We start from the raw sequence: 21,023 nt of genomic DNA on the forward strand, positions 1-21,023 counted from the left end.
TAGTTTCAGCCTCAAAGCCGCTTTCATCCATATACACAATGGGATAGCCTTGCTGCGTAAAGCGATCAAGCTTACTCTGATACGCCGCTCTTTTTATCAGACAGGCTTTTGGATGCTCTAAGGTCTTTTTTTTGGCTGATACCTAGGCGTTTTAAAGCAGTGTGCATGCCGGTTTTACTACAGTTGAAGCGCCTAGCTCGCTCATACAGATAGTCGTCTGGATGTTGTTCAACGTCTTTTAAGAGTGCTTCATTCGGTATTTTAGTCGGTGGTTTATTCCGGGTTTGTTTGATACTTGAATCTTTGAGCCAGCGCTGTAATGCGGTTTTGCTAATATTATAAAAAGTACAAGCCTGACGGATACTCATGTCTTTGTTTTTGACACTTTTAATCACTTGTGCTCGAAAATCTGCTGAATAGGTCATTTGTTATTCTGCCATTTCGCTTGTTTTAAAACGATTGTATCTTATTTAAAAAGAACTGACTATAGTAAGCTTATACTTGATCCAAGATTTCCTGAGAGATGAGAAATGAAAAATAATATTTATAGGATTTTACTAACAATATTATCTATTACATTAGCAGGTTGCAGTAATGCGGAGAATAAAAATCAATCAGTGCTACCTCAGACTAATAAAGAAGATATTTTTTTAGATAAACTAAAAATGCAATCATTAAAAACATCCAAACCTCAATTAAAATGCGCACAGTTTAATCTAGATAATATAGATAACACTGTATGCACCTACTGGAAAGACTCTGAGAAATTCGAGAAAGAGATAAAAATCCAAGAATATGAAATTTACCCTTCGCTTATAGAAGTCCATGAATTATCTCCGACTGAATATAATTTTTTTACAACTACAAATATGTATTATAAAAACAAGAGTTATGAGGCTAATATTTTTCCAAATTCTAGAGTCCAACTATCAAATGGAAATGAAGTTATCAACTTAATCTGTAATAAAGATAGTTGTTCTAAGCCATTTTTATGGGGCTTTGCTACAGAGTCAACTATAAGAGATAATCCTAAATTAGCTGATGCGATGATGACTAAGATATCATCTATATATACCTATAACTATAAAAGCTATCTTAATAAAATGAGCAAGCAGTCAATTAAAGATAAGCTAGCGGTAAAAGTATACTTTATAAACCCAAATATAGATGACTATGTCTATGTTATTCGACATGTAGATAAAGATTCACCACTAAAGAACACTATTCAAGAATACTTGAACGGTTTAACACCAGAAGAGAAAAAACTAGGGTTTGAGTCTAGTAATTTCGGCAATGAAAATTTTACAGTGAAAATTGAGAACCACATCGCTAAGATTCATTTTACTGCTAATGACTTAACTAAAGATTTGAGATCGCCACAGCAAGTGATCGATTTTACAATGGCTATCACTTTAACAGCCGAGCAATTTGATGCTGTTAATGATGCACAGATTTGCGTCAATAATACTTATAATTACGAAATAACTTTTTTTGCTAATGAAGAATCAGTTGATTGTCCCTTTTAACTTTTATTTCAACTATCTACATTTAAAATTAAACCAAAAAAAATCCGACCACATTAAGTGATCGGATTTTTAATATTTGGTGGAGATGGCGGGAGTTGAACCCGCGTCCGCCAGCATTACGCTCATGAATCTACATGTTTAGTTTCTGTCTTTAGTTTTAATCCGCACCGATCCGACAGTCAGGATGGATTGGACGATTCTCTACTTTTGAACCCAAGCAATTGAGACAATCACTTGTGGCGAGCCTACATGCGGACGCTTCAACTTAGTTGACCAACTGTAGGTGATCAGCAGCTAAGTAAACAGGTTTAAACCATGTAAACAGGGTTTAAGCTGCTAGAGCGTAATTTTCGTCGTTTGCGACTATAACAATATATGTTTGATTAACGAGAGAACATATACTCTCGACATGCATCATTGAGTTTCATTACCAGCGTCGAAGCCAGAACATCCCCAATAAGGTCATCTATTATATAGGACTTATACGTCGACTTTCAACATATATAATATCTATATTACATTACGTTACAGCTGAACTCTCTAAGCCAGTACTTTGTTGAGCCATTTACCGATATTTTGAATCTGCGGCATGCAAACTTGATGAGCCATCGGATAAGTATGATAAGCAACATTATAGCCTTTAGCGGATAATAACTGCTGCGCCTGCTCGCCCAAAATTACAGGAACAACTGGATCATGCGTACCATGCTCAATCAATATTGGCATATCTTTATTAGCAGCGCTAATATTATCATTAGTCGCTAGATAAGTAGAGAGTGTCATCAAGCCAGCTAAACGCTGCGGGTAGCCAAGTGCCACATGATATGCCACTGCCCCACCTTGCGAAAATCCTGCGATTACAATGTGTTCAGGCTTAACACCACGCTCTATCTCACGGCTGATCAAATCACGGATTTGCTGCGCAGACTCTTCAATCTGAGCGACATCGACTTTACGCTCTAGGCTCATCTCTAAGATGTCGTACCATGCTGGCATGACCATACCACCATTCACCGTCACTGGGCGCTTTGGTGCATGTGGAAAAATAAAACGCACTGCCATATCATCCGCTAAACCGAGCTGTGGTACCACTGGCTCAAAATCATGACCACTCGCGCCCAAACCATGTAGCCAGATAACGGCTCTATCTATCTTCTTTTGCGTTGGATTATGCTCAACGATGACCGCATCTAAATAGTCACTCATATTTTTAAATTCCTTTAAATAAAAATGGTAGGTACATCAAACTTATTTTTAGTAAAACTGACATTCGCACTATATTTCAATATTTTTTATAATAATACTGATTATTTTACAGCCTTTCATCAAAACCGCCAGTCAAAAAAGTCTTCGCTAATAATGCCAATTTCCATCAACTTTTCACATCTTTTAAGGCCTGATAGCAAAAGCGAGTGCGACTTTTGTGCTACGATAAATTCGTCAACTTAGATAACACTCTAGCTACCGACTCCAGCTACTGTATGATGCCCTACTATCATTTTTCAATGTTCGTATCTCATTAGATATTAATACCCCCTTCATCTTAAATAGTTTTTCTTTATATAGCGATATAGAGCTTATGACCCATATTTTACTGGTAGAAGACGATCCTGCTATCGCGATGTCACTGAAAGTCACTTGCAAGCGTGAAGGCTGGCAAATCACTTGGCTTGATAACGCCAGTAACGTGTTGCCTTTTCTGCGCAATTTACATAAAAGCGCTGAAGCGCAAGATCTATCGGCGATTATTTTAGATGTTGGGTTGCCAGATGGCGATGGTCTCAGTCTCTGTCAACAGATACGCCACACCCCTGACATTGCTGGCTTAAAGGACATTCCTATCATCTTCTTGACGGCTCGTAGCGATGAGGTCGATCGTATTTTGGGTTTAGAGATGGGCGGCGATGACTATTGTGCCAAGCCATTTAGCCCGCGCGAGTTGGTTGCTCGCCTAAAAGCCATTTGGCGACGTGAGCAATTATTGTCTCAGCAGTCTACTAATCATACAGCAGCAGATAATACCGTTAATGACAATTCTTCTAGCAATATGTCGGGGCAGGCGTTAACCTTTGAATGTCAGTCTGGCATCTGGCACTACCAACCGCTTAATTATTCGTTAATGTGGCAAGAGCAGAAGCTTGAGCTGAGTAACACCGAACGCAAAATCTTATTGACCCTGTTAAAAGCGCCCAATCAAGTCTTTAGCCGTGAGCAACTGCTGAGCGCGGTGAGCGACTATCCCGATCATCGCTTGGCGAGAACTATAGACAGTCATATCAAGTCCATTCGTAAGCAGCTGGCGACTGTCGATGCCAGCATCGATGTTATCCATACCCATCGCGGCTTGGGCTACGCCTTGTGTCCCGCCTAGCTGCAGTGCCTATAGCCATATTTTGATTAAAACCGACCTTCTATAACGTCAAATAATACACCTAAAAATATGAATCATAAAACCAACGATAGTGCTAACAGCCATCCTAATACTCATATTAATAAGGCTGATAACAGCGCGCATGCCAGCCAAAGCAATTGGTATGCAAAACTGCATCCTATCGGCACCGCGCAGCAAACGACTAAACCAAAACGACTGCTGAATTTAAGTATATTTTTTAGGATTTGGCTCGCGTTGGCGTTAGTGCTGATTATCTGCGGTGTGGTCGCATTTACTCAGCTGTTTGGTTATGTCAAACCGACGGCGCAGCAAGTCATCGAAGATACGTTGTTAGATACCAGCAAATTGCTGGCAGCAAGTTTGCAGATGCCGTTATCTTCAGGACAATTATACGATGAAGAGTACCAAACTAAACTCGATGCGGCATTTATCAGTGCGCCCACGATAAGTAAAACAACAGATCCAGAATATAAAAATAAAAGCCCTAGCAGCTTTCGGATATATGTCACCGATGATAAAGGGATTGTCATATACGACTCACTACCCGAACCTGACAATGATGAAGGACAAGATTACAGCCGTTGGAATGATGTCTATCTAACGTTAAATGGTCAGTATGGCGCGAGAAGTACAACGCGAGATTATAATCAGCGCGACGGTACGGTCATGTATGTGGCACAGCCAATAGAGGATGAAACTGGCAACTTGATTGGTATCATCAGCGTTGGCAAGCCTGTCGCTAGCGTGTTGCCTTATTTGGACGATACGCGCAATCGCATGCTGATCACAGCGCTGCTCATGAGTATTGCTGCCCTTATACTAGCAGGGCTGGTCGCATGGTGGCTCAAGCAAAGTATCAGCCTTGTGACCCAATATACCAGTGCGCTGGCAGAAGACACCAAAAAACCCTATTTTTACTTAGGTCATGAACTTAATAGCCTAACAGATACCATTGAGTCTATGAAACATCGATTGGAAAATCGCGCCTATGTCACTGACTATGTTCATACTCTGACCCATGAGCTCAAAAGTCCTTTGACCGCCATTCGTGCCAGTAGTGAGTTGCTAGAAGACGACGGGCTCGATAAAGAAGATCAACAGATGCTCATCCAGTCCATTGGTGAACAAAGTATCAAAATGCAACAATTGATTGATCGGCTGCTATTACTTGCCAAAGTTGAGCAACCGACTTTTAAGCTGAATCGGCAGCTGACCCCTCTACTACCGTTGTTGCAAACCCTTGCAAAAGACAATAGCGCTAAATTGCAACAGCAGCACCTAGCGCCTATCGACATCTATCTTGATAATAAACGGGTGACTGAAACAGCGACTTTATCACCAGATGCCTTGGCAAATACCAGCGTTTTCGCTGACCAGTTTTGGTTGGTACAAGTGCTGCAAAATGTATTGGACAATGCCATTCATTTTGCCGATAGCACAGTTTCTATTTATCTGCACAGCATCGCGCAACATGGTTCAGCGCAAACTGTGACTATTGATATCTTTAATAATGGTAAATTGCTCCCTGAGTATGCCGTTGATAAAGCGTTTGACCGTTATTTTAGCTTATCGCATCACAGCCAAGCTGCTGAAAAAACCTCAGAGCATCTATCAAACTTTTCAGCAGAGAATAACTCAACATCCGATACTACGCAAACACCGCCTAGCCTGTCTAGCAACACCCTTAAAAAAGGCACTGGCCTTGGTTTAACCCTTGTGAAGCAAGTTATTGAGCATCATGGCGGTCATGTTGCCATTACTAATATTCAAGCAACTAGCGATGACAGTAGTCACAATAGTAATGAAAAAAACGCTGCTATTAAGCGATATTCAGGCGTGATGGTTAGTATTACCTTGCCTTTGACTAAAGGATAGAGGCTTGGCTTAGCTTAGATAAGATAGAGATAGACAGTTACTCAAACTCATTAAATTATTTTCGATTAGCAATAATGCCAGTTCATGGATTTTCCATCATTCCTACACAGGTTTTCTATCTGCTTGTTTTACGATAGCGTTATTCAAATTCGTAACCCATATTAAGGATAGAAAGACCATGAAAGACGCTATTGAACCAAATCAAATTATAAAAAACTGTTTAGGCGGTAGTCGTCATTTTTGCCTACAAGCGCTGTCAGGTGAAGGGATTGATAGTATCGCTTTTGGGCATTGGTTAGCCATTCCCAGTCAACAACTGATATTGGTATTTCGCCACCAGCAATGTGTGGCTATTGACCACTATCAAGTAGCGGCTTAAAAATTCATTCAATTTACTGATTAAATCTTATCAACTAAGTTGCTGGCTTGTTAATTATTTATAAAAATCAGTCAAAAAAAACCCTCTATCATGTCTAGTTAGAAACGCTAGTTAGAAATGATAGAGGGTTTATAATTTTACGGTAAACAATCTAAGTAATAGATGCTACTGGCGGCTCAACATCCGCATTTTGACCGCGATGGCGCAAATAATGATCGAGCAAGACAATAGCCAGCATGGCTTCTGCGATAGGCGTGGCACGTACCCCAACACAAGGATCATGACGACCTTTGGTCAGCATATCAACCGACTCGCCTTGTATATTGATACTCTTGCCAGCCGTGGTAATGCTAGAGGTTGGCTTAAGCGCAATACTGACACGGATGTCTTGCCCTGACGAGATGCCGCCCAAAATACCACCAGCATGATTGGCAGTAAAACCGTCTGGCGTCAGCTCATCACGAGAGCTATGACCGAACTGTCCTGCCACTGCCATGCCGTCGCCGACCTCAACGCCTTTGACCGCGTTGATACTCATCATCGCATGGGCAATATCTGCATCCAAACGATCAAATACTGGCTCGCCAAGTCCGACTGGCACACCGCTAGCGATAATCTCAAGACGGGCACCGCAGCTAGTGCCTTCACGGCGCAAACTGTCTATTAAGGTCTCAAAACGACTGACAGCATCAACATCGGCGCAAAAAAACGGATTGCTATTCACAAAGTCCCAATCAATTTGGCTTGAGTCTAGAACATTGCTGTATTCATTGCCAATTTGGGTGACATGACCACGGACTTGCACACCTAAGCGCTCTTGTAGATATTTCTTAGCGATAGCACCTGCCGCCACGCGCATCGCAGTCTCGCGCGCTGAGGAACGCCCGCCGCCACGATAATCACGAAAGCCATATTTCATGCTATAGGTATAGTCGGCATGACCGGGGCGAAACGTGTCTTTAATCTCGCCATAGTCTTTGGACTTTTGATTGGTATTACGAATCAGCAGGCCAATAGACGTACCAGTCGTTTTACCTTCAAAAACGCCAGAGATAATCTCAACTTCATCGGACTCGCGGCGCTGGGTAGAGTATTTAGACGTGCCCGGTTTGCGGCGATCTAAATCGATTTGTAAATCATCTGCAGATAAGGTTAAACCCGGTGGCACGCCATCGACGATTGCCATGAGACCTGCACCATGCGACTCGCCGCACGTGGTGACCGTAAAAACCTGTCCAATGCTATTGCCTGCCATATTTATCCTTAAATAAATGAAGTCACTTTTTGAGTATCGCGTAAATCTCGATGGTTTTATTACTCAACAGTTCTAGTACTCAACAGTTCTAGTACTCAACAGTTCTAGTACTCGATAGCTCTATTACCTGACAGTTCTATTGAATGCTATCTAACAGTTGCACGTAAGCATTGAACAGCTCACGATGCGCCATGAGCTCATCATAAGTAATCGCAAAGACACCGTGACCACCGTGGGCAAATTTCAACCAATCAAACTGAATTTCAGGATAGGCTTGCTTTAATGCCCATTCGCTATCGCCCACTTCGCAGACAAGCAAGCCTTCTGGACTTAGATAATCTGGCGCTTCAAACAAAATACGATGCACCAAATCCAGCCCATCTTGACCCGCGGCTAGCGCATGCTCTGGCTCATATAAAAATTCAGGTGGCAGCTCTGCCATAATAGCCGCATCAACATATGGCGGATTGGTGACGATCAGCTCATACTGGTGTTCAGCAGGAATCTTAGCAAACAGATCGGACTCAATCACATTAACCTGATGCCCAAGATCATGATGATCGACGTTAACCATGGCTACTTCAAGCGCACTTTTATCGATATCAACAGCATCAACCAGCGCATCAACGAAACGCGTCGCAAGCGCAATAGCAATACAACCAGAACCAGTGCATAAATCTAAAATACGCTCAGGCTGCGACAGCTGCTTGACCTCTAAACCGTGATCATAAAATACAGCAGCCTGCTCGTTGACGCTCTTACCAAGTGGTTTGGCAAGCTCATTGACATCAAAATATGGATGGAACTGCTGACGAATCAATTCTGCGATAGGCGATCTTGGAATTAGCACCCGCTCATCGACATAAAAAGGCAAATCACAGAAGTATGATAAATTAATCAAATAACTTAATGGTTTGCGCTCAGCGATACGCTCTTCTAACAAACTCAGTACCAACTGCTTCTCTGAGGTGGTCAAGCGACAATCGAGAATCTGCTCATTGGCTGACCAGTCTAAAGCCAGAGAATGCAAAACAATGGCGGATGCTTCAGCAAACTCATCGGTGGTACCTTGTGCAACGACCACATCATAATTACGAAGCTGGGTGACCGAAAAGCGAATAAAATCACGAATACTGACCAATTGCTCGCGGGCCTCTTCTAATTCTGCAGGCAAATTGGCAAATTGATCGTCTTCACCCAGAATCCCACTCTCTAAATCAAACACCATTTCACTCTCTAGACCATCGTCATTGAAGTATTGATTTTGAAACTCTTCTGCGCTCATTGTTTGGTCTTCTGACATATCGCACCTTGCTGATTACATGTTCACTGACTACATGCGGATGGGTTAAAACGCCTTTTATTAAAAGCCGATCTATTAAATAAAAATTTATTCACCATTATAGACATAAACGCTAAGTTGCGCCAATTTTTGCAGTTTTATATTCATAAAAATGGTTCTAAAAACAATGTGAATAATGAGGATTGTAAGTAAGAATAGCGCATCATCTTATGCATACTCTCGCTCAGTTATTGCCCAACTGTAGTGAATACGTCAACGGTTGACGTTTGGCAAGACTTTAATGAAAAAAGATGTGTCAAAAGTTTGCGAAGCATTCAAATTATGCGCATAATAGCCCCATTAGTTATAACCATAAGTATCCCAATATGATGAAAATGAAGCCTCTTATTACCGCTATATCAATTGCTATCGTTACTGCCAGTGTCAGCGCCGTTGCCGCACCTGCTGATAATACGCGCACCTTACCAGTACGAACCGCTGACTCAATGCCTAGCATTGCCAAAAAAGTTAGCCTTGATGTACAAGAGAATCGCAGTAGCTCAATCGATGGTCGTGCTCCTGTCGTAGCCACGCCTGCTTTAAAGCCTAATACGCCTGACCGTATGACTCAGCTAATTGACGAAAAGCAGGAAGTCGATGTAGAGACAGCGCAACAAGCAGTCAGTGCTGATAACATGACGGTAGAAGAACTGGCTCGTAAAGATGTGCAGTCTGATAGCACTGACGATATTAGTGAAGGTCAAGCCGTCGCTGCCCCTACCGTAGCCATATCTGATGCTAGCCCAGCAGATACTTCTATCAAAAGCATCGAAGATGTTAATGGTAAAAAACATACGACGCTGAATTTGTCGAATTACGCCAAACAGGTAAACGGTGCCACATGGACACCGAATATGAAAGTTAACTCGGCAATGACAATCAAAATGCAGGCACTGCTTGATTGGAACCATGCTTCTCCTGGTGCCATCGATGGCGGCTGGGGCATGAACAGTAAAAAAGCGCTGATCAACTTCCAAACCATGAAAGGTCTTCCAGCGACGGGCAAAATGGATCAAAAAACGTGGGATGCGTTAAATAAAAATATCCCAGCGAATAAACCAGTGCTCGTGACCTACACCATCACTGAAGATGATATTAAGACCAACTTTGCCAGCACACCTGCAGGTTCAGAAGCTAAGTCCAAAATGAAAGGCTTATACTATCAAGACATTAAAGAGATGTTTGGTGAGCGCTTCCATATGGATGTGCGTTATTTAGATAAGCTCAATAAAAATAAGCAGTATAAAGCGGGCGAAACCATCACTGTTTTAAATACCCGTGCACCACTTAAGCAGCGCATTAACCGTGTGGTTGCCAATAAAGCCGATAAGACATTATATGCTTATAACGGCGATAAGCTGGTGGCTACTTACCCAACGACAATCGGTAGCGATGCCACACCATCGCCACAAGGTTCATTTAAAATCATTAACAAGGTGAAAATGCCTTGGTATAAAGCAACCGTTGGTAAAGGCGCAGACAAACAAATACATATGCTACCACCAGGACCAAATAGCCCTGTTGGCGTCGTATGGATGGGCTTGTCTAAACCTTCATATGGTATTCATGGTTCACCAAAGCCTGAAGGCATCAGTCGCCAAGCCTCTGCAGGTTGTGTGCGTTTGACTAACTGGGATGTGTTAGAGGTTTATGCCAATATTGAAAATGGCGCAACCGTTGAGCTTAAATAAATTGAGCTTAAATAAATTGAGCTTAACTAATAAGTCATAAATGATGAATAAAAAAAAGACCTTGCTATCAAGGTCTTTTTTTATGGCTGATAATCGGACTTATTCATTTAAATTGACAACATTATTCGCTTTTATGCTTTATAGCCTTCTTCATTACCAGTGATGCTACCAACTTTTTTGGTAAAAAACATGCCTGCAGGGATAGACACCAAAATGCCCAATGCTACTGCTATTTGGATATGAAGTATTTCATTAAAACCTGTGACTAAAGCGCCAATCATAAAAACGCCAATGGTAACAGTTGCTGCGATTGAATAGATAACAGAGAATAATGGCCAGTTCATAACTTATTCCTCATTTTTATTGTGGATATAGTACCTTTATACACTAAACCCACAAAGAAAGTAAGTATTTCCTATAAACCTGCGAGCCAGCTATAGTAAGTGACTAAGCATAAAAACCCTGTTAAAGTTAAGGTTTTCATTGTTATAAGTTAATGATGCATAATTTTACTATTTTAAGTATTACTATTTAATGACACTGCTCTCTATTTAGTGGTAAAAAACCCATACGTTGTCCTGTTTTTATCATTACAATAATGTCTTTCTTTTACTTTTTAAGAAAGCCCTCTGCCATGACCTCATCTGAAAACAAACCCTCTAATGATTCTTCAGTTATAAAAGATGCTTCAAGCACAGTCAATTATCCAGACAAAAAAGCGGCGCTAACTGACGCAGATGGTAGCTCTGTACTAGATAGCACTGTCGAACATACTGAGTCTTCAAAAAGCTCAGAGATTCGTGATGACAATGACTGTGGCGAGGATATGGCTTGTGCGCAGCCGCCTGAAACAACGATAGCGATAAAGTCCATTGGTGCTGACGAGGTAGTGGCAACGTTAGAAACCGCCAAGCCCGACAATGAGTCTGAAACAACTAAACTTGAAATCACTGGGCTTGAGACACCACTATTCAATGAATCGTTAAAATCGATAACAGCGCCCAATCATAAAAATCTAGAAAATGCATCAGCAGAGCATGCTCAAGCAGAAGAAGATAGCGCTTCCGAGCAAACGTCTCAAAAAGATGCTGACGCTGAGGTAACGGTAGAAGCAGAGGGTATTGCCCCAGCTGATGCACAGAGCACTTATCCTATCTCTGATAGCCCTCAGCAAGAAAGCAAAGCAAATAGTGACAACACAAAACCGTCCTCAATTGATAAACAGCCAGACACACCGAAAAATAATGACACTATCGTAAAAAATACTGTAAAAGATAAAGTCGATAATCAGGAAGAACTAGAAGACGAGATTAAAGAAAAAAAAGAAGCTAAATTGGAGTCTTATAAGCAATTTGTTGCCGAGCAATTTAGCAATCAAAAGGTAGACTATCCAGAAGTACGGGTCAGAATCGAGGCCAACGCTCTGCCTAGCAAAATGTATTTCATTATGAATATACTTTCTGCCATCATCGCCAGTTATGGGTTAGTGACCAATTCAGCTGCCGTCGTCATTGGCGCCATGTTGGTTGCCATGATGTTAGGTCCCATTACTGGCATAGCGTTAGCGATTATTGATCATCGTATGCCATTGCTACGTAAATCACTGATTACGGTTATCGTCGGCGTATCATTGGTGGTATTGGTTGGTTTTATTGTCGGCTGGTTACACAAAGATCAGCCATTGACCGCAGAGATATTATCGCGCACTCAGCCAACCTCGATGGATTTAATGATTGCTCTAGCGGGTGGTACTGCTGGTGCTTATGCGATGGTTTCACCGCACCTATCAGTGGCAGTGGTCGGCGTGGCGGTAGCCACTGCATTGGTGCCACCTCTTGCCGCGAGTGGGATATTATTTGCCAATGGCGAGACTCAGCTTGGACTTGGGGCACTGCTACTGGCGCTAACCAATATTATTGCTATCCAGTTTACCAATGCTTTAGTACTTTGGTTATTAGGCTTTCGCCGTTTGGTCGATGACGATTATAAATCCAGCACCTATTTGACCTTTTTACGCCGTAATGCGGTGACTTTATTATTATTGGGCGGATTGGGGACATATTTGACCATCAACCTACAGACCAACGCCAAACAACAGGTTTTTGAGAGTAGCGTCAAAGAAGCTATCAATAGCTACTTTATCGACAAAGGCAACGTGCTGACCAATACTCAGTTTGATACCTCAGAAGAAAATAAAGTCGTACGTGCGGTCATTCGCGGAGAAACGACGCCTACCTCATACGATGTACAGCAAATCGAAACCGTCATTACTCAAGATATGGCAGAGAATTTCCCTGAATATTTACCTATTAAGCTACAGCTACGCTACTTGCCAGTACAAGTCATTGAGTCCAATCCATTGATACAAGATAAACTGGACGAGACTGATGCGGCGATTTTGACCAATTAGCTTTTTTGACCAACTGGCTTTAAGATGCGCTACAAATCCATCGAGCATCTACATGCGTAGAATAACCTAGCCGTTGTAACTCTTGTACCAAGAGCTTGGGCGTTTGTGCTAAAATCGTTTGCAAAATTATTTTACTCAATTCTATTCGCCAGTAAGGAGCCGCTGTGAGCCAGCCATTTCGCTCAGCCGATATTCGTCAAGCTTTTATCGATTTTTTCATAAGCAAGCAGCACACCCCCGTCGCCTCATCGAGTTTGATTCCACACAATGACCCGACATTGCTATTTACCAATGCTGGTATGAATCAATTTAAAGAAACGTTTTTGGGTATGGAGCCACGTGATTATACCCGTGCGGTGACGTCGCAAAAGTGCGTACGTGCTGGCGGCAAGCATAACGATTTGGACAATGTTGGCTATACGGCGCGCCATCATACCTTCTTTGAAATGCTCGGTAATTTCTCTTTTGGTGACTACTTTAAGCAAGCAGGTATTGGCTATATTTGGGAGTTTTTGACCTCAGATGAATGGCTAGCAATCGATAAAAATCGCTTGTATGTGACCATTTATGAGACTGACGACGAAGCCTTTGATATTTGGCATAAAGACATCGGTATTCCTAGCGAGCGCATTATTCGTATTGGCGATAATAAAGGCGCGCCTTACGCCTCAGACAACTTTTGGACGATGGGTGACACTGGCCCTTGCGGCCCTTGTACCGAAGTCTTTTATGACCATGGTGCCGATATCGAAGGCGGTTTGCCGGGCACACCTGAAGAAGATGGCGACCGTTATATCGAGATTTGGAACTGTGTCTTTATGCAATTTAATCGTCAAAAAGACGGCTCTATGCTGCCGCTACCAGCGCCAAGCGTAGATACTGGCATGGGACTTGAGCGTATCAGCGCCATCATGCAAGGCGTTCATGGCAACTACGAGATAGATTTGTTTGTCCACTTAATGGATGCGGCGGCTGAGATTTTAGAGATTGAAAACCAGCAACAATCGTCATTAAAAGTCATCGCTGACCATATTCGCGCCGTTTCATTTTTGATTGCTGATGGCGTGACACCAAGCAACGAAGGTCGTGGTTATGTACTGCGCCGTATCATTCGTCGTGCGGTACGTCATGGCAATAAACTTGGTGCTGACAGTGAGTTTTTCTATAAAATGGTCGCGCCTTTGGTTGCTGAAATGGGTACGGCGTATCCTGAGCTAAAAGATAAGCAAAGCGTCATTGAAAATGCCATTCAAAAGGAAGAAGCACAGTTTGCCAAAACTTTGGCACAAGGCTTACGTCTACTTGCCAGCGAGCTGGAAGGTCTAAAAGATGGCGACACGTTATCTGGGGAAGCCGCATTTAAACTGTACGATACTTATGGTTTCCCGGTCGATTTGACTGCGGATATCACTCGTGAGCGCGGTATTGTTATTGATGAAGCTGAATTTGATGAGCATATGCAAGCGCAACGTGAGCGTGCTCGTGATGCTGGCAAATTCGACGTTGATTATAGCAGTGTCATTCAAGTAGAAAACCCAACGACCTTTATCGGTTATGAGCAGCTTGCAGAAGATGGCGTGACGATTGATGCGCTGTATCAAGATGGCAATCCAGCAGCCAGCTTAGCTGAGGGCATGGAAGGCGTCGTGGTACTTGACCGTACACCGTTTTATGCTGAAGGTGGTGGTCAAGTTGGTGAGCTTGGCGAAATCCGCACTGCAACTGGCGTTTTTGAAGTGCAAGATACCAAAAAATCTGGTCAAGCCATCATCCATTACGGTGTCGTGATCATGGGTGACATTAACACCAAACAAACAGCCGATGCGCAAGTCTTGTCCAGCATCCGTGCGGCTAGTGCTAAAAACCACTCTGCCACGCATCTATTGCATGCCGCATTAAGAGAAGTATTGGGCGACGCGGTCACGCAAAAAGGCTCGCTAGTATCAAGCGAAGTCTTACGTTTCGATTTCTCCTATGACAAGCCCGTCAGCACTGCTGAAATTACGCGTATCGAACGCTTAGTCAATGAGCAAATTCAAGCCAACACCCCTGCTCGCATCGAGAATATGTCCATCGACGAAGCGATGAAACAAGGTACGATGGCATTGTTTGGCGAAAAATATGGCAGTGACGTTCGCGTCTTAACCATGGGCACTGACAGTATTGTCGATGGTCAGCGCAAGCCCTTCTCTATTGAGCTTTGTGGTGGTTTGCACGTTAAACGTACTGGTGATATCGGTGTGCTAAAAATTACCAGCGAATCAGGTATCGCTGCTGGCATCCGCCGTATTGAAGCTGTCACTGGCATGAATGCAATTAAAAATATTCAGCAAAGTGAGCAGCAGCTGAGCGAGCTTGCTAGTCAGCTAAAAGTAAAACGTCCTGAAGTGGCACAGCGCGTGCGTACCATGGCGGATAAGCAGCGCGAACTTGAGAAACAACTAGAGCGTTTAGAGCAAAAAATCGCCAGCGCCCAAGCAGCTAATTTGCTTGATGAAGTACAGACCATCGCAGGCACGCCCGTGCTTATCAGTACCTTAAGCGGTATCGACGGCAAATCTATCCGTACCCTGATGGACGATATTAAATCTAAACTACCTGATAGCGTGATTGTATTGATTGGTGATAAAGACGAACAGTTAGCCCTAGCTGCAAGCGTGGCAAAATCAGTCACCGCTAAAGTAAAAGCTGGTGATATCATTCGTCATTTGGCAAGTGAGCTGGGCGGTAAAGGTGGTGGTAAGCCAGATTACGCACAAGGCGGCGCGCCAAAGTCTGGCAACAGTACCGCGGTTATCAACGCCCTACCTGCTTGGATTGAAACTCAGCTTAGCTAGTCCTGAAAAATACATGAATACATAGCATCACTTGGGTCTACTACGCATAAAATACGCGATTGGTTATAACGGTTATAACCAATCGCCATGTATCTAAGCGCTACGGGCACTTAACGTTGTGACGTAGATATGATATAAAGGTCAACGTTTATATGCATCGTGCGTGCATTACCTAGTCAGCACTACTGAATACATAAACAAAAAGCATGGGCGCAATTCTTATAATACGGCTTTATCTATACAAGCATTGATTGAGCGTCACATCCGCATATTGGCTCTCATTGATGATAATAAAAGGCCATTAATGAATAATAGGTAGATTTTTATGGCGTTAATAGTACAGAAATACGGCGGCACCTCGATGGGCAGTATCGACCGCATCAAAAACGTCGCCAAACGAGTCAAACGCTGGCATGACAACGGTCATCAAATAGTTGTTGTCGTCTCTGCCATGAGCGGCGAAACCAACCGTTTGATTGATCTAGCACGCCAAATTAGCACTCAGCCTGATCCCCGTGAATACGACCAAATGGTCTCAACCGGTGAGCAAGTATCGATTTCATTGCTTGCTATGGCGATTAAAGAGCTTGGTATAGGCGCTCGTTCATTTACTGGTCGTCAAGTCGCGATTAAGACCGATAATGCCCACAATAAAGCCCGTATCGAAAGCATCGATGACAAAAATATCCGCGCGCAACTCGATGCAGGCAATGTCGTCATCGTCGCAGGTTTTCAAGGTATTGACGACGAAGGCAATGCGACCACATTAGGGCGCGGCGGCTCTGATACCACAGGTGTCGCTATTGCTGCTGCCTTGGGTGCTGATGAATGTCAGATTTATACCGATGTTGATGGCGTTTATACCACTGACCCTCGTGTGACCTCAAAAGCCAAGAAACTTGAAAAAATTACCTTTGAAGAAATGCTGGAGATGGCAAGTCTTGGCTCTAAGATTTTACAGATTCGTTCGGTAGAATTCGCCGGTAAATATGGTGTACCACTGCGCGTATTATCTAGCTTTGATGAAAACAACGATGGTAGCTTCGACCAAGAATTTCAAGACAATGTCGGCACCCTAATTACGATAGACGAAGGAGACAATATGGAACAGGCAATCATCTCAGGTATCGCTTTTAATCGAGACGAAGCAAAAATAGTCGTGCGCGGTGTACCTGATCATCCTGGTATTGCCTCTGCTATCCTAAGCCCGATTGGTCGTGCCAATATTGAAATTGATATGATAGTGCAAAACCTCTCTACCAACGGCACCACCGACTTTACTTTTACTGTCAACCGTACTGACATGGACAAAACCATGAAAGTACTGGAAAATGAAGTCAAAGATGAGATCGGTGCTAAAGAGATATTGGCTAATGATGAAGTCGTCAAAGTCTCTTTAGTCGGCGTCGGCATGCGCTCTCATGCTGGTGTTGCGAGCCTCATGTTCCAAACGCTTGCTGAAAACAATATCAATATTCAAATGATATCAACCAGCGAAATCAAAGTGTCTGTCCTTATCCAAGAACAGTATTTAGAAAAAGCCGTTAAATCACTACATACCGCATTTGGTCTGGATCGTGAAGATGGCGAAAGTAAAATCGCTGGGCTATAACTTATTTTAAAACGCTTAAAATAATCGATTTAGCATCAACAGTTATGCATTAAGTCAGTATCAATTACTTTCAACAATGTATTAAATTAAATAGGGTCTTTTTAGATCCTATTTTTATTTTTTATTATTGCTAGGGTAACTATTTACCCAATAGTTTTGTGAAAACCCGTGACAGTCTCTGTTATGCCCCCTATAATGGGGCTTTCATTTGGGCTAAATGAATCTACCTATCATTACCGCTATTGGCACAACAGTAAGCATTGTGATTTTCATTGATACATTGTCTTTCTAGGGCTGCGGTAATGTCCTGCAATTGAGAAGTAATCTGATGAGTAATAATTTGTTGATGCGACATAAGGAGTGTGACGCATGTTAATTTTGACACGCCGCGTGGGCGAAACGCTAATGATTGGTGATGAGGTCAGTGTGACTGTCCTAGGTGTCAAAGGCAATCAAGTACGTATCGGTGTCAATGCACCGAAAGATATTGCCGTACACCGCGAAGAGATTTACCAACGTATTCAGCATGAGCGTTCTGTACAGTCGCAAATGCAACATCTTGAGCAAGGCAATTTTGCGCCTTCATTTGATGACGAAGACTATTTCAATCGCTAAGTTACATACTTTCACTTTTTTAATCTGCTCTGAGGTCATTTATTTATGAGTATCCGCCAATCAGATGTATCGGCTCTACTTAATGGTTTGGATAAAAAAGCCATTGGATTCAATGATGTCATCAGTTTTATTGATGATTTTTATCGCTACGCACCTGCCCCGTTTGTGAACGGTATGGTACACAATGCAGCTGGTGAAAATGAAGGTAGTGCGAAAATTTTTGGCTTTGCCAAGCACCATGGTCTGAATCAATTGGACACGCTAAAACTGTTTGGCGAGCATTATGCCAAAGTTCAAGCAACTCCTAACGGTACTGACCATGCCAATATCCGCAATTTTTTACATTGGGGCTGGCAAGGGTTTTTGATGCAAAAAAACCCACTAACGGTTCGCCCTAGTGTTGATACGACGGCGCTTTAAAAAGTTATTAAATAAGAAAAGGCCACGCTGATTAGCGTGGCCTTTTTTATGTGCTTCATTTTTTATCATAAAACTTAGCCAACAGCCTATTTATCACGAAACTTGACGGGTTGTACCGCACCTTTAGGATTAGGCATGTTTGGATAATGATGCTCATGCTCGACATCACATTCTGCCCCGACAATAGAGCCATCGTCTTTGACTGGCTTATGAATATAGCCTGTGCGCTCAGCAGGTGGTAGATGCTCGTGCTCCCACACCATCACCGCTTGCATACAGGTCTCGCGCTGCTCAGCGGTCAGCTTACGACCATCAGGCCACTTACCCAACTCAATCGCCATGCGGAATTTATCCACCACTTCTGGCGTTAAACTTGCTAATATCGTTTGCTTATCCATCCTACCTACTCTCCACCACTATTTTTTATAACGTTTTTATATAAAAGAGACACTTATTCGTCGTCCATAATATCATCATCCACGTCAAGACTGAATTCCTCAGCATGGACGTTCCAGTGCAATTTGGTGCGACAAGCTTCATAAAAATCAAACCCTGGCGGGTGCAATAAAGTAAGCTTATCTGGATGCTTACGAATATAGAGACGTTGCTCTTGCTCAAGTGGCACGCTTGGCTTGCCGTCTGCGCTAACCATCGGCTGAGTGCGATTGTCTTCATGAATGCGAATGCATACTTCGCTATTACCGCTCACCACAATCGGTCTGCTAGACAGCGTATGGGGATGCATGGGCACCAAACAGATAGCATCCATACTCGGATGGATGATGGGCCCGCCACCAGAGAGTGCATAGGCCGTTGAACCGGTAGGCGTTGCTGCAATCAAACCATCACTATGCTGACGGTAGACATCTTGACCATCGATTTTCATCTGAAAATCAATCATATGAACCGATTTTCCCGCATGCAATACGATATCATTGAGCGCCATATCTTCATGAATAATAGTGCGCCCTTCTCGTATCTCCATCGTCAATAGAAAACGATGATCCAACTGATAATCACCCATCAATACTTGGCGCAATTTAAACGCCGCTTCATCAGGTTTTACATCCGCTAAGAAACCAAGCCGACCACGGTTGACGCCGAGCACGGGTACACGGTAGCGTGCCAACGCTTCAGCCGCGTGCAATATCGAGCCATCACCGCCAACAACGATAACCAAATCACAAATCTCGCCGATTAGACTACGCTTAACGATTTTGACCTTTTCAATCTCAGTAAGGTTCAAAGTAGGCAAGTTCGCCGTCTGCACATCCATAATCAATGTGAGATTCATCTCATTGATAGTCTGGGCAATTTGCACCAAGCTTTGAGTGACACTGCGTTTACCAGCGCGGCCCATGAGCCCAATACGCCTAAAAGCAGGGTTTTTGATAGCGTGGAACAGCTCTGATTCATGTAAGTGCGGCAATCTTGCGGATTGCGCTGAGTTTTCCATAAAACGACTCGGCATAACGGTAAAGTACTCGCCAATGATAGCGATAAACGAGCGTTTAGACTAGCATGTTTATGAATTATCGTTGTTAACTGTCGTAATCAACCCCATATAAAAGCCATCGCACGTTACTCTTAAACGTGTTTGTTTAGCTAGGCAATACGCCAAAATACATCAACTAATAATAGCTCCATAAGGTCGTGAGGCCTTGATGGCTGTCACGTAAACACAGTTGACAATAATGGCGGTTTTGCTAAAGTAGCTAGCATCACTATTATTTATATTTTATTAAGGACAACTTTATGGCCAATCCTATTGTCAGTCGCGCAGAACTTGCGATCGGCGGTAAGCCAATGACGGTCAAGGGCGTGATTCAAAAGACCAGTCTATTACTTGGATTATCTGCGATCACTGGTGTGGGCTTTTTCTTTTATGCCCTTATGGCAGGCTTGTCGCAAGGCTTTATTACGATGGCTGCCTTCGGTAGTATGTTTGCCGCTTTTGGTCTCGCGCTTTTTATCACTTTTAAACCACATAAGGCCAAAACCTTTGCGGTGCCTTATGCACTGTTAGAAGGCATATTTTTAGGTGGCATCTCGCTGTTCTTTATGCGGATGTATCCAAGCGTGCCAGTGACCGCTATGTGTGCCACTTTTGTGACGGCAGCCGTTATGTTAGGGCTATATCGCTCAGGTCTGGTCAAGGTGACTGAAAAGTTCCGCTCAATTGTGACTTCAGCATTGATTGCGATTATGCTAGTTTATGTGGCGCAATGGGTACTTTCTTTAGCGTTTGGTTCAAGCTTACCTTTCTTATTTGAAGGTGGTGCTATCGCTATCGGCTTTAGCTTATTTGTGATTATTATTGCTTCTTTTACGCTGTTATTAGACTTCGATAATATCGATCGCGGTGTGGCAATGGGCGTATCAGAAGACTACGAATGGTTATTCAGTATTGGTATACTTGCCACGCTTGTATGGATGTACATTGAATTTATGCGTTTGCTTAGCTACTTGCAAGACTAATCTAAATACTATTTAACAGTCATTTAAATAAAAAAACCGCCTTGGCTATTCATATAGTTAAAGGCGGTTTTTTTATGGGTAAAGTTAAATACTTATGATAGACATACTGTTTGCAAAAACTTGATTAGCAAGGAAGATTAATCTCAGTACTACATTAGTAGGCTAAGTAAGTTTGACGCAGCTAATCGTTT

The 21,023-nt window shown here is 42.8% G+C and carries 17 protein-coding genes, 1 other RNA gene and 1 pseudogene; 11 read left to right on the top strand and 8 right to left on the bottom strand.

From position 1 onward, the window contains the following. Positions 1-71: 71 nt before the first annotated feature. Positions 72-425 (bottom strand): IS630 transposase-related protein, encoded by a 354-nt coding sequence (locus I3257_RS03045; protein WP_238048781.1) that lies wholly within the window; start codon positions 423-425, stop codon positions 72-74. A 105-nt stretch (positions 426-530) separates the two neighbouring features. Between I3257_RS03045 and I3257_RS03050 the strand changes: the two genes are divergently transcribed. Beyond that, positions 531-1,526, top strand: a complete 996-nt coding sequence (locus I3257_RS03050; RefSeq protein ID WP_238048782.1) for a GerMN domain-containing protein — start codon at positions 531-533, stop codon at positions 1,524-1,526. A gap of 77 nt (positions 1,527-1,603) precedes the next feature. Here the strand turns inward: I3257_RS03050 and ssrA are convergent. Next, positions 1,604-1,981: a transfer-messenger RNA gene (ssrA, locus tag I3257_RS03055) on the bottom strand. A gap of 85 nt (positions 1,982-2,066) precedes the next feature. Continuing rightward, complete coding sequence (locus I3257_RS03060) at positions 2,067-2,732, bottom strand: dienelactone hydrolase family protein (protein WP_238048783.1); 666 nt, start codon at positions 2,730-2,732, stop codon at positions 2,067-2,069. Between the two features lie 373 nt (positions 2,733-3,105). Here I3257_RS03060 and I3257_RS03065 point away from each other — a divergent pair, with 373 nt between their 5' ends. From I3257_RS03065 to I3257_RS03075, 3 genes are all read left to right on the top strand, one after another. Further along, positions 3,106-3,897, top strand: coding sequence for a response regulator (locus tag I3257_RS03065; protein WP_238048784.1), 792 nt, complete (start codon positions 3,106-3,108; stop codon positions 3,895-3,897). A gap of 69 nt (positions 3,898-3,966) precedes the next feature. Further along, positions 3,967-5,793, top strand: a complete 1,827-nt coding sequence (gene creC, locus I3257_RS03070) for a two-component system sensor histidine kinase CreC (RefSeq protein ID WP_238048785.1) — start codon at positions 3,967-3,969, stop codon at positions 5,791-5,793. Between the two features lie 178 nt (positions 5,794-5,971). Beyond that, the gene (locus I3257_RS03075) at positions 5,972-6,172 is read left to right on the top strand and encodes a hypothetical protein (protein ID WP_238048786.1); all 201 of its coding nucleotides are present in this window, start codon (positions 5,972-5,974) and stop codon (positions 6,170-6,172) included. 151 nt (positions 6,173-6,323) lie between these two features. On the opposite strand, the gene aroC is transcribed toward I3257_RS03075, so the two are convergent. Together aroC and prmB are read right to left on the bottom strand one after the other, a co-directional pair. Further along, complete coding sequence (aroC, locus tag I3257_RS03080; protein WP_238048787.1) at positions 6,324-7,427, bottom strand: chorismate synthase; 1,104 nt, start codon at positions 7,425-7,427, stop codon at positions 6,324-6,326. A gap of 136 nt (positions 7,428-7,563) precedes the next feature. Then, positions 7,564-8,730, bottom strand: coding sequence for a 50S ribosomal protein L3 N(5)-glutamine methyltransferase (prmB, locus tag I3257_RS03085; RefSeq protein ID WP_201604719.1), 1,167 nt, complete (start codon positions 8,728-8,730; stop codon positions 7,564-7,566). A 290-nt stretch (positions 8,731-9,020) separates the two neighbouring features. Here prmB and I3257_RS03090 point away from each other — a divergent pair, with 290 nt between their 5' ends. Beyond that, positions 9,021-10,460 carry a L,D-transpeptidase family protein gene (locus I3257_RS03090; protein ID WP_238048788.1) on the top strand — a complete coding sequence of 480 codons (1,440 nt, stop codon included), beginning with the start codon at positions 9,021-9,023 and terminating at the stop codon, positions 10,458-10,460. A 131-nt stretch (positions 10,461-10,591) separates the two neighbouring features. On the opposite strand, the gene I3257_RS03095 is transcribed toward I3257_RS03090, so the two are convergent. Then, positions 10,592-10,804, bottom strand: a complete 213-nt coding sequence (locus tag I3257_RS03095; RefSeq protein WP_238048789.1) for a hypothetical protein — start codon at positions 10,802-10,804, stop codon at positions 10,592-10,594. 290 nt (positions 10,805-11,094) lie between these two features. On the opposite strand from I3257_RS03095, the gene I3257_RS03100 reads away from it, so the two are divergent. The 5 genes and pseudogenes from I3257_RS03100 to I3257_RS03120 all read left to right on the top strand — a co-directional run bounded on the left by I3257_RS03100 (position 11,095) and on the right by I3257_RS03120 (position 18,354). Further along, positions 11,095-12,870, top strand: a complete 1,776-nt coding sequence (locus I3257_RS03100) for a DUF389 domain-containing protein (RefSeq protein WP_238048790.1) — start codon at positions 11,095-11,097, stop codon at positions 12,868-12,870. A gap of 164 nt (positions 12,871-13,034) precedes the next feature. After that, positions 13,035-15,707 carry an alanine--tRNA ligase gene (gene alaS, locus I3257_RS03105; protein ID WP_238048791.1) on the top strand — a complete coding sequence of 891 codons (2,673 nt, stop codon included), beginning with the start codon at positions 13,035-13,037 and terminating at the stop codon, positions 15,705-15,707. 325 nt (positions 15,708-16,032) lie between these two features. Next, positions 16,033-17,319, top strand: a complete 1,287-nt coding sequence (locus I3257_RS03110) for an aspartate kinase (protein ID WP_201614053.1) — start codon at positions 16,033-16,035, stop codon at positions 17,317-17,319. Between the two features lie 369 nt (positions 17,320-17,688). After that, a pseudogene (gene csrA, locus I3257_RS03115) lies at positions 17,689-17,856 on the top strand (carbon storage regulator CsrA); the annotation flags it as partial. Between the two features lie 123 nt (positions 17,857-17,979). Continuing rightward, the gene (locus I3257_RS03120) at positions 17,980-18,354 is read left to right on the top strand and encodes a HopJ type III effector protein (protein WP_045445094.1); all 375 of its coding nucleotides are present in this window, start codon (positions 17,980-17,982) and stop codon (positions 18,352-18,354) included. A gap of 86 nt (positions 18,355-18,440) precedes the next feature. Here I3257_RS03120 and I3257_RS03125 read toward each other — a convergent pair whose 3' ends face one another. Next, on the bottom strand, positions 18,441-18,752 hold the full coding sequence (locus I3257_RS03125) for a DUF1315 family protein (RefSeq protein WP_045451872.1): 312 nt from the start codon (positions 18,750-18,752) through the stop codon (positions 18,441-18,443). A 53-nt stretch (positions 18,753-18,805) separates the two neighbouring features. After that, complete coding sequence (locus tag I3257_RS03130) at positions 18,806-19,810, bottom strand: NAD(+) kinase (protein ID WP_227675922.1); 1,005 nt, start codon at positions 19,808-19,810, stop codon at positions 18,806-18,808. Positions 19,811-20,109: 299 nt separating this feature from the next. Here I3257_RS03130 and I3257_RS03135 point away from each other — a divergent pair, with 299 nt between their 5' ends. Next, on the top strand, positions 20,110-20,832 hold the full coding sequence (locus I3257_RS03135) for a Bax inhibitor-1/YccA family protein (protein ID WP_045445091.1): 723 nt from the start codon (positions 20,110-20,112) through the stop codon (positions 20,830-20,832). Positions 20,833-21,023: the final 191 nt, after the last annotated feature.

Origin of the sequence: Psychrobacter sp. Ps7, from assembly GCF_022129225.1 — a bacterium.
Taxonomy (GTDB): domain Bacteria; phylum Pseudomonadota; class Gammaproteobacteria; order Pseudomonadales; family Moraxellaceae; genus Psychrobacter; species Psychrobacter immobilis_A.

What these genes read in the sequence shown, in the direction of transcription:
- I3257_RS03135 (WP_045445091.1), top strand. Translation starts at nt 20,110, where the DNA reads ATGGCCAATCCTATTGTCAGTCGCGCAGAACTTGCGATCGGCGGTAAG.
- I3257_RS03075 (WP_238048786.1), top strand. Translation starts at nt 5,972, where the DNA reads ATGAAAGACGCTATTGAACCAAATCAAATTATAAAAAACTGTTTAGGC.
- I3257_RS03110 (WP_201614053.1), top strand. Translation starts at nt 16,033, where the DNA reads ATGGCGTTAATAGTACAGAAATACGGCGGCACCTCGATGGGCAGTATC.
- I3257_RS03060 (WP_238048783.1), bottom strand. Translation starts at nt 2,732, where the DNA reads ATGAGTGACTATTTAGATGCGGTCATCGTTGAGCATAATCCAACGCAA.
- I3257_RS03130 (WP_227675922.1), bottom strand. Translation starts at nt 19,810, where the DNA reads ATGGAAAACTCAGCGCAATCCGCAAGATTGCCGCACTTACATGAATCA.
- aroC (WP_238048787.1), bottom strand. Translation starts at nt 7,427, where the DNA reads ATGGCAGGCAATAGCATTGGACAGGTTTTTACGGTCACCACGTGCGGC.
- I3257_RS03120 (WP_045445094.1), top strand. Translation starts at nt 17,980, where the DNA reads ATGAGTATCCGCCAATCAGATGTATCGGCTCTACTTAATGGTTTGGAT.
- I3257_RS03095 (WP_238048789.1), bottom strand. Translation starts at nt 10,804, where the DNA reads ATGAACTGGCCATTATTCTCTGTTATCTATTCAATCGCAGCAACTGTT.
- I3257_RS03045 (WP_238048781.1), bottom strand. Translation starts at nt 425, where the DNA reads ATGACCTATTCAGCAGATTTTCGAGCACAAGTGATTAAAAGTGTCAAA.
- I3257_RS03090 (WP_238048788.1), top strand. Translation starts at nt 9,021, where the DNA reads ATGTGTCAAAAGTTTGCGAAGCATTCAAATTATGCGCATAATAGCCCC.
- I3257_RS03100 (WP_238048790.1), top strand. Translation starts at nt 11,095, where the DNA reads ATGACCTCATCTGAAAACAAACCCTCTAATGATTCTTCAGTTATAAAA.
- I3257_RS03125 (WP_045451872.1), bottom strand. Translation starts at nt 18,752, where the DNA reads ATGGATAAGCAAACGATATTAGCAAGTTTAACGCCAGAAGTGGTGGAT.
- I3257_RS03065 (WP_238048784.1), top strand. Translation starts at nt 3,106, where the DNA reads ATGACCCATATTTTACTGGTAGAAGACGATCCTGCTATCGCGATGTCA.
- I3257_RS03050 (WP_238048782.1), top strand. Translation starts at nt 531, where the DNA reads ATGAAAAATAATATTTATAGGATTTTACTAACAATATTATCTATTACA.
- prmB (WP_201604719.1), bottom strand. Translation starts at nt 8,730, where the DNA reads ATGTCAGAAGACCAAACAATGAGCGCAGAAGAGTTTCAAAATCAATAC.
- creC (WP_238048785.1), top strand. Translation starts at nt 3,967, where the DNA reads ATGAATCATAAAACCAACGATAGTGCTAACAGCCATCCTAATACTCAT.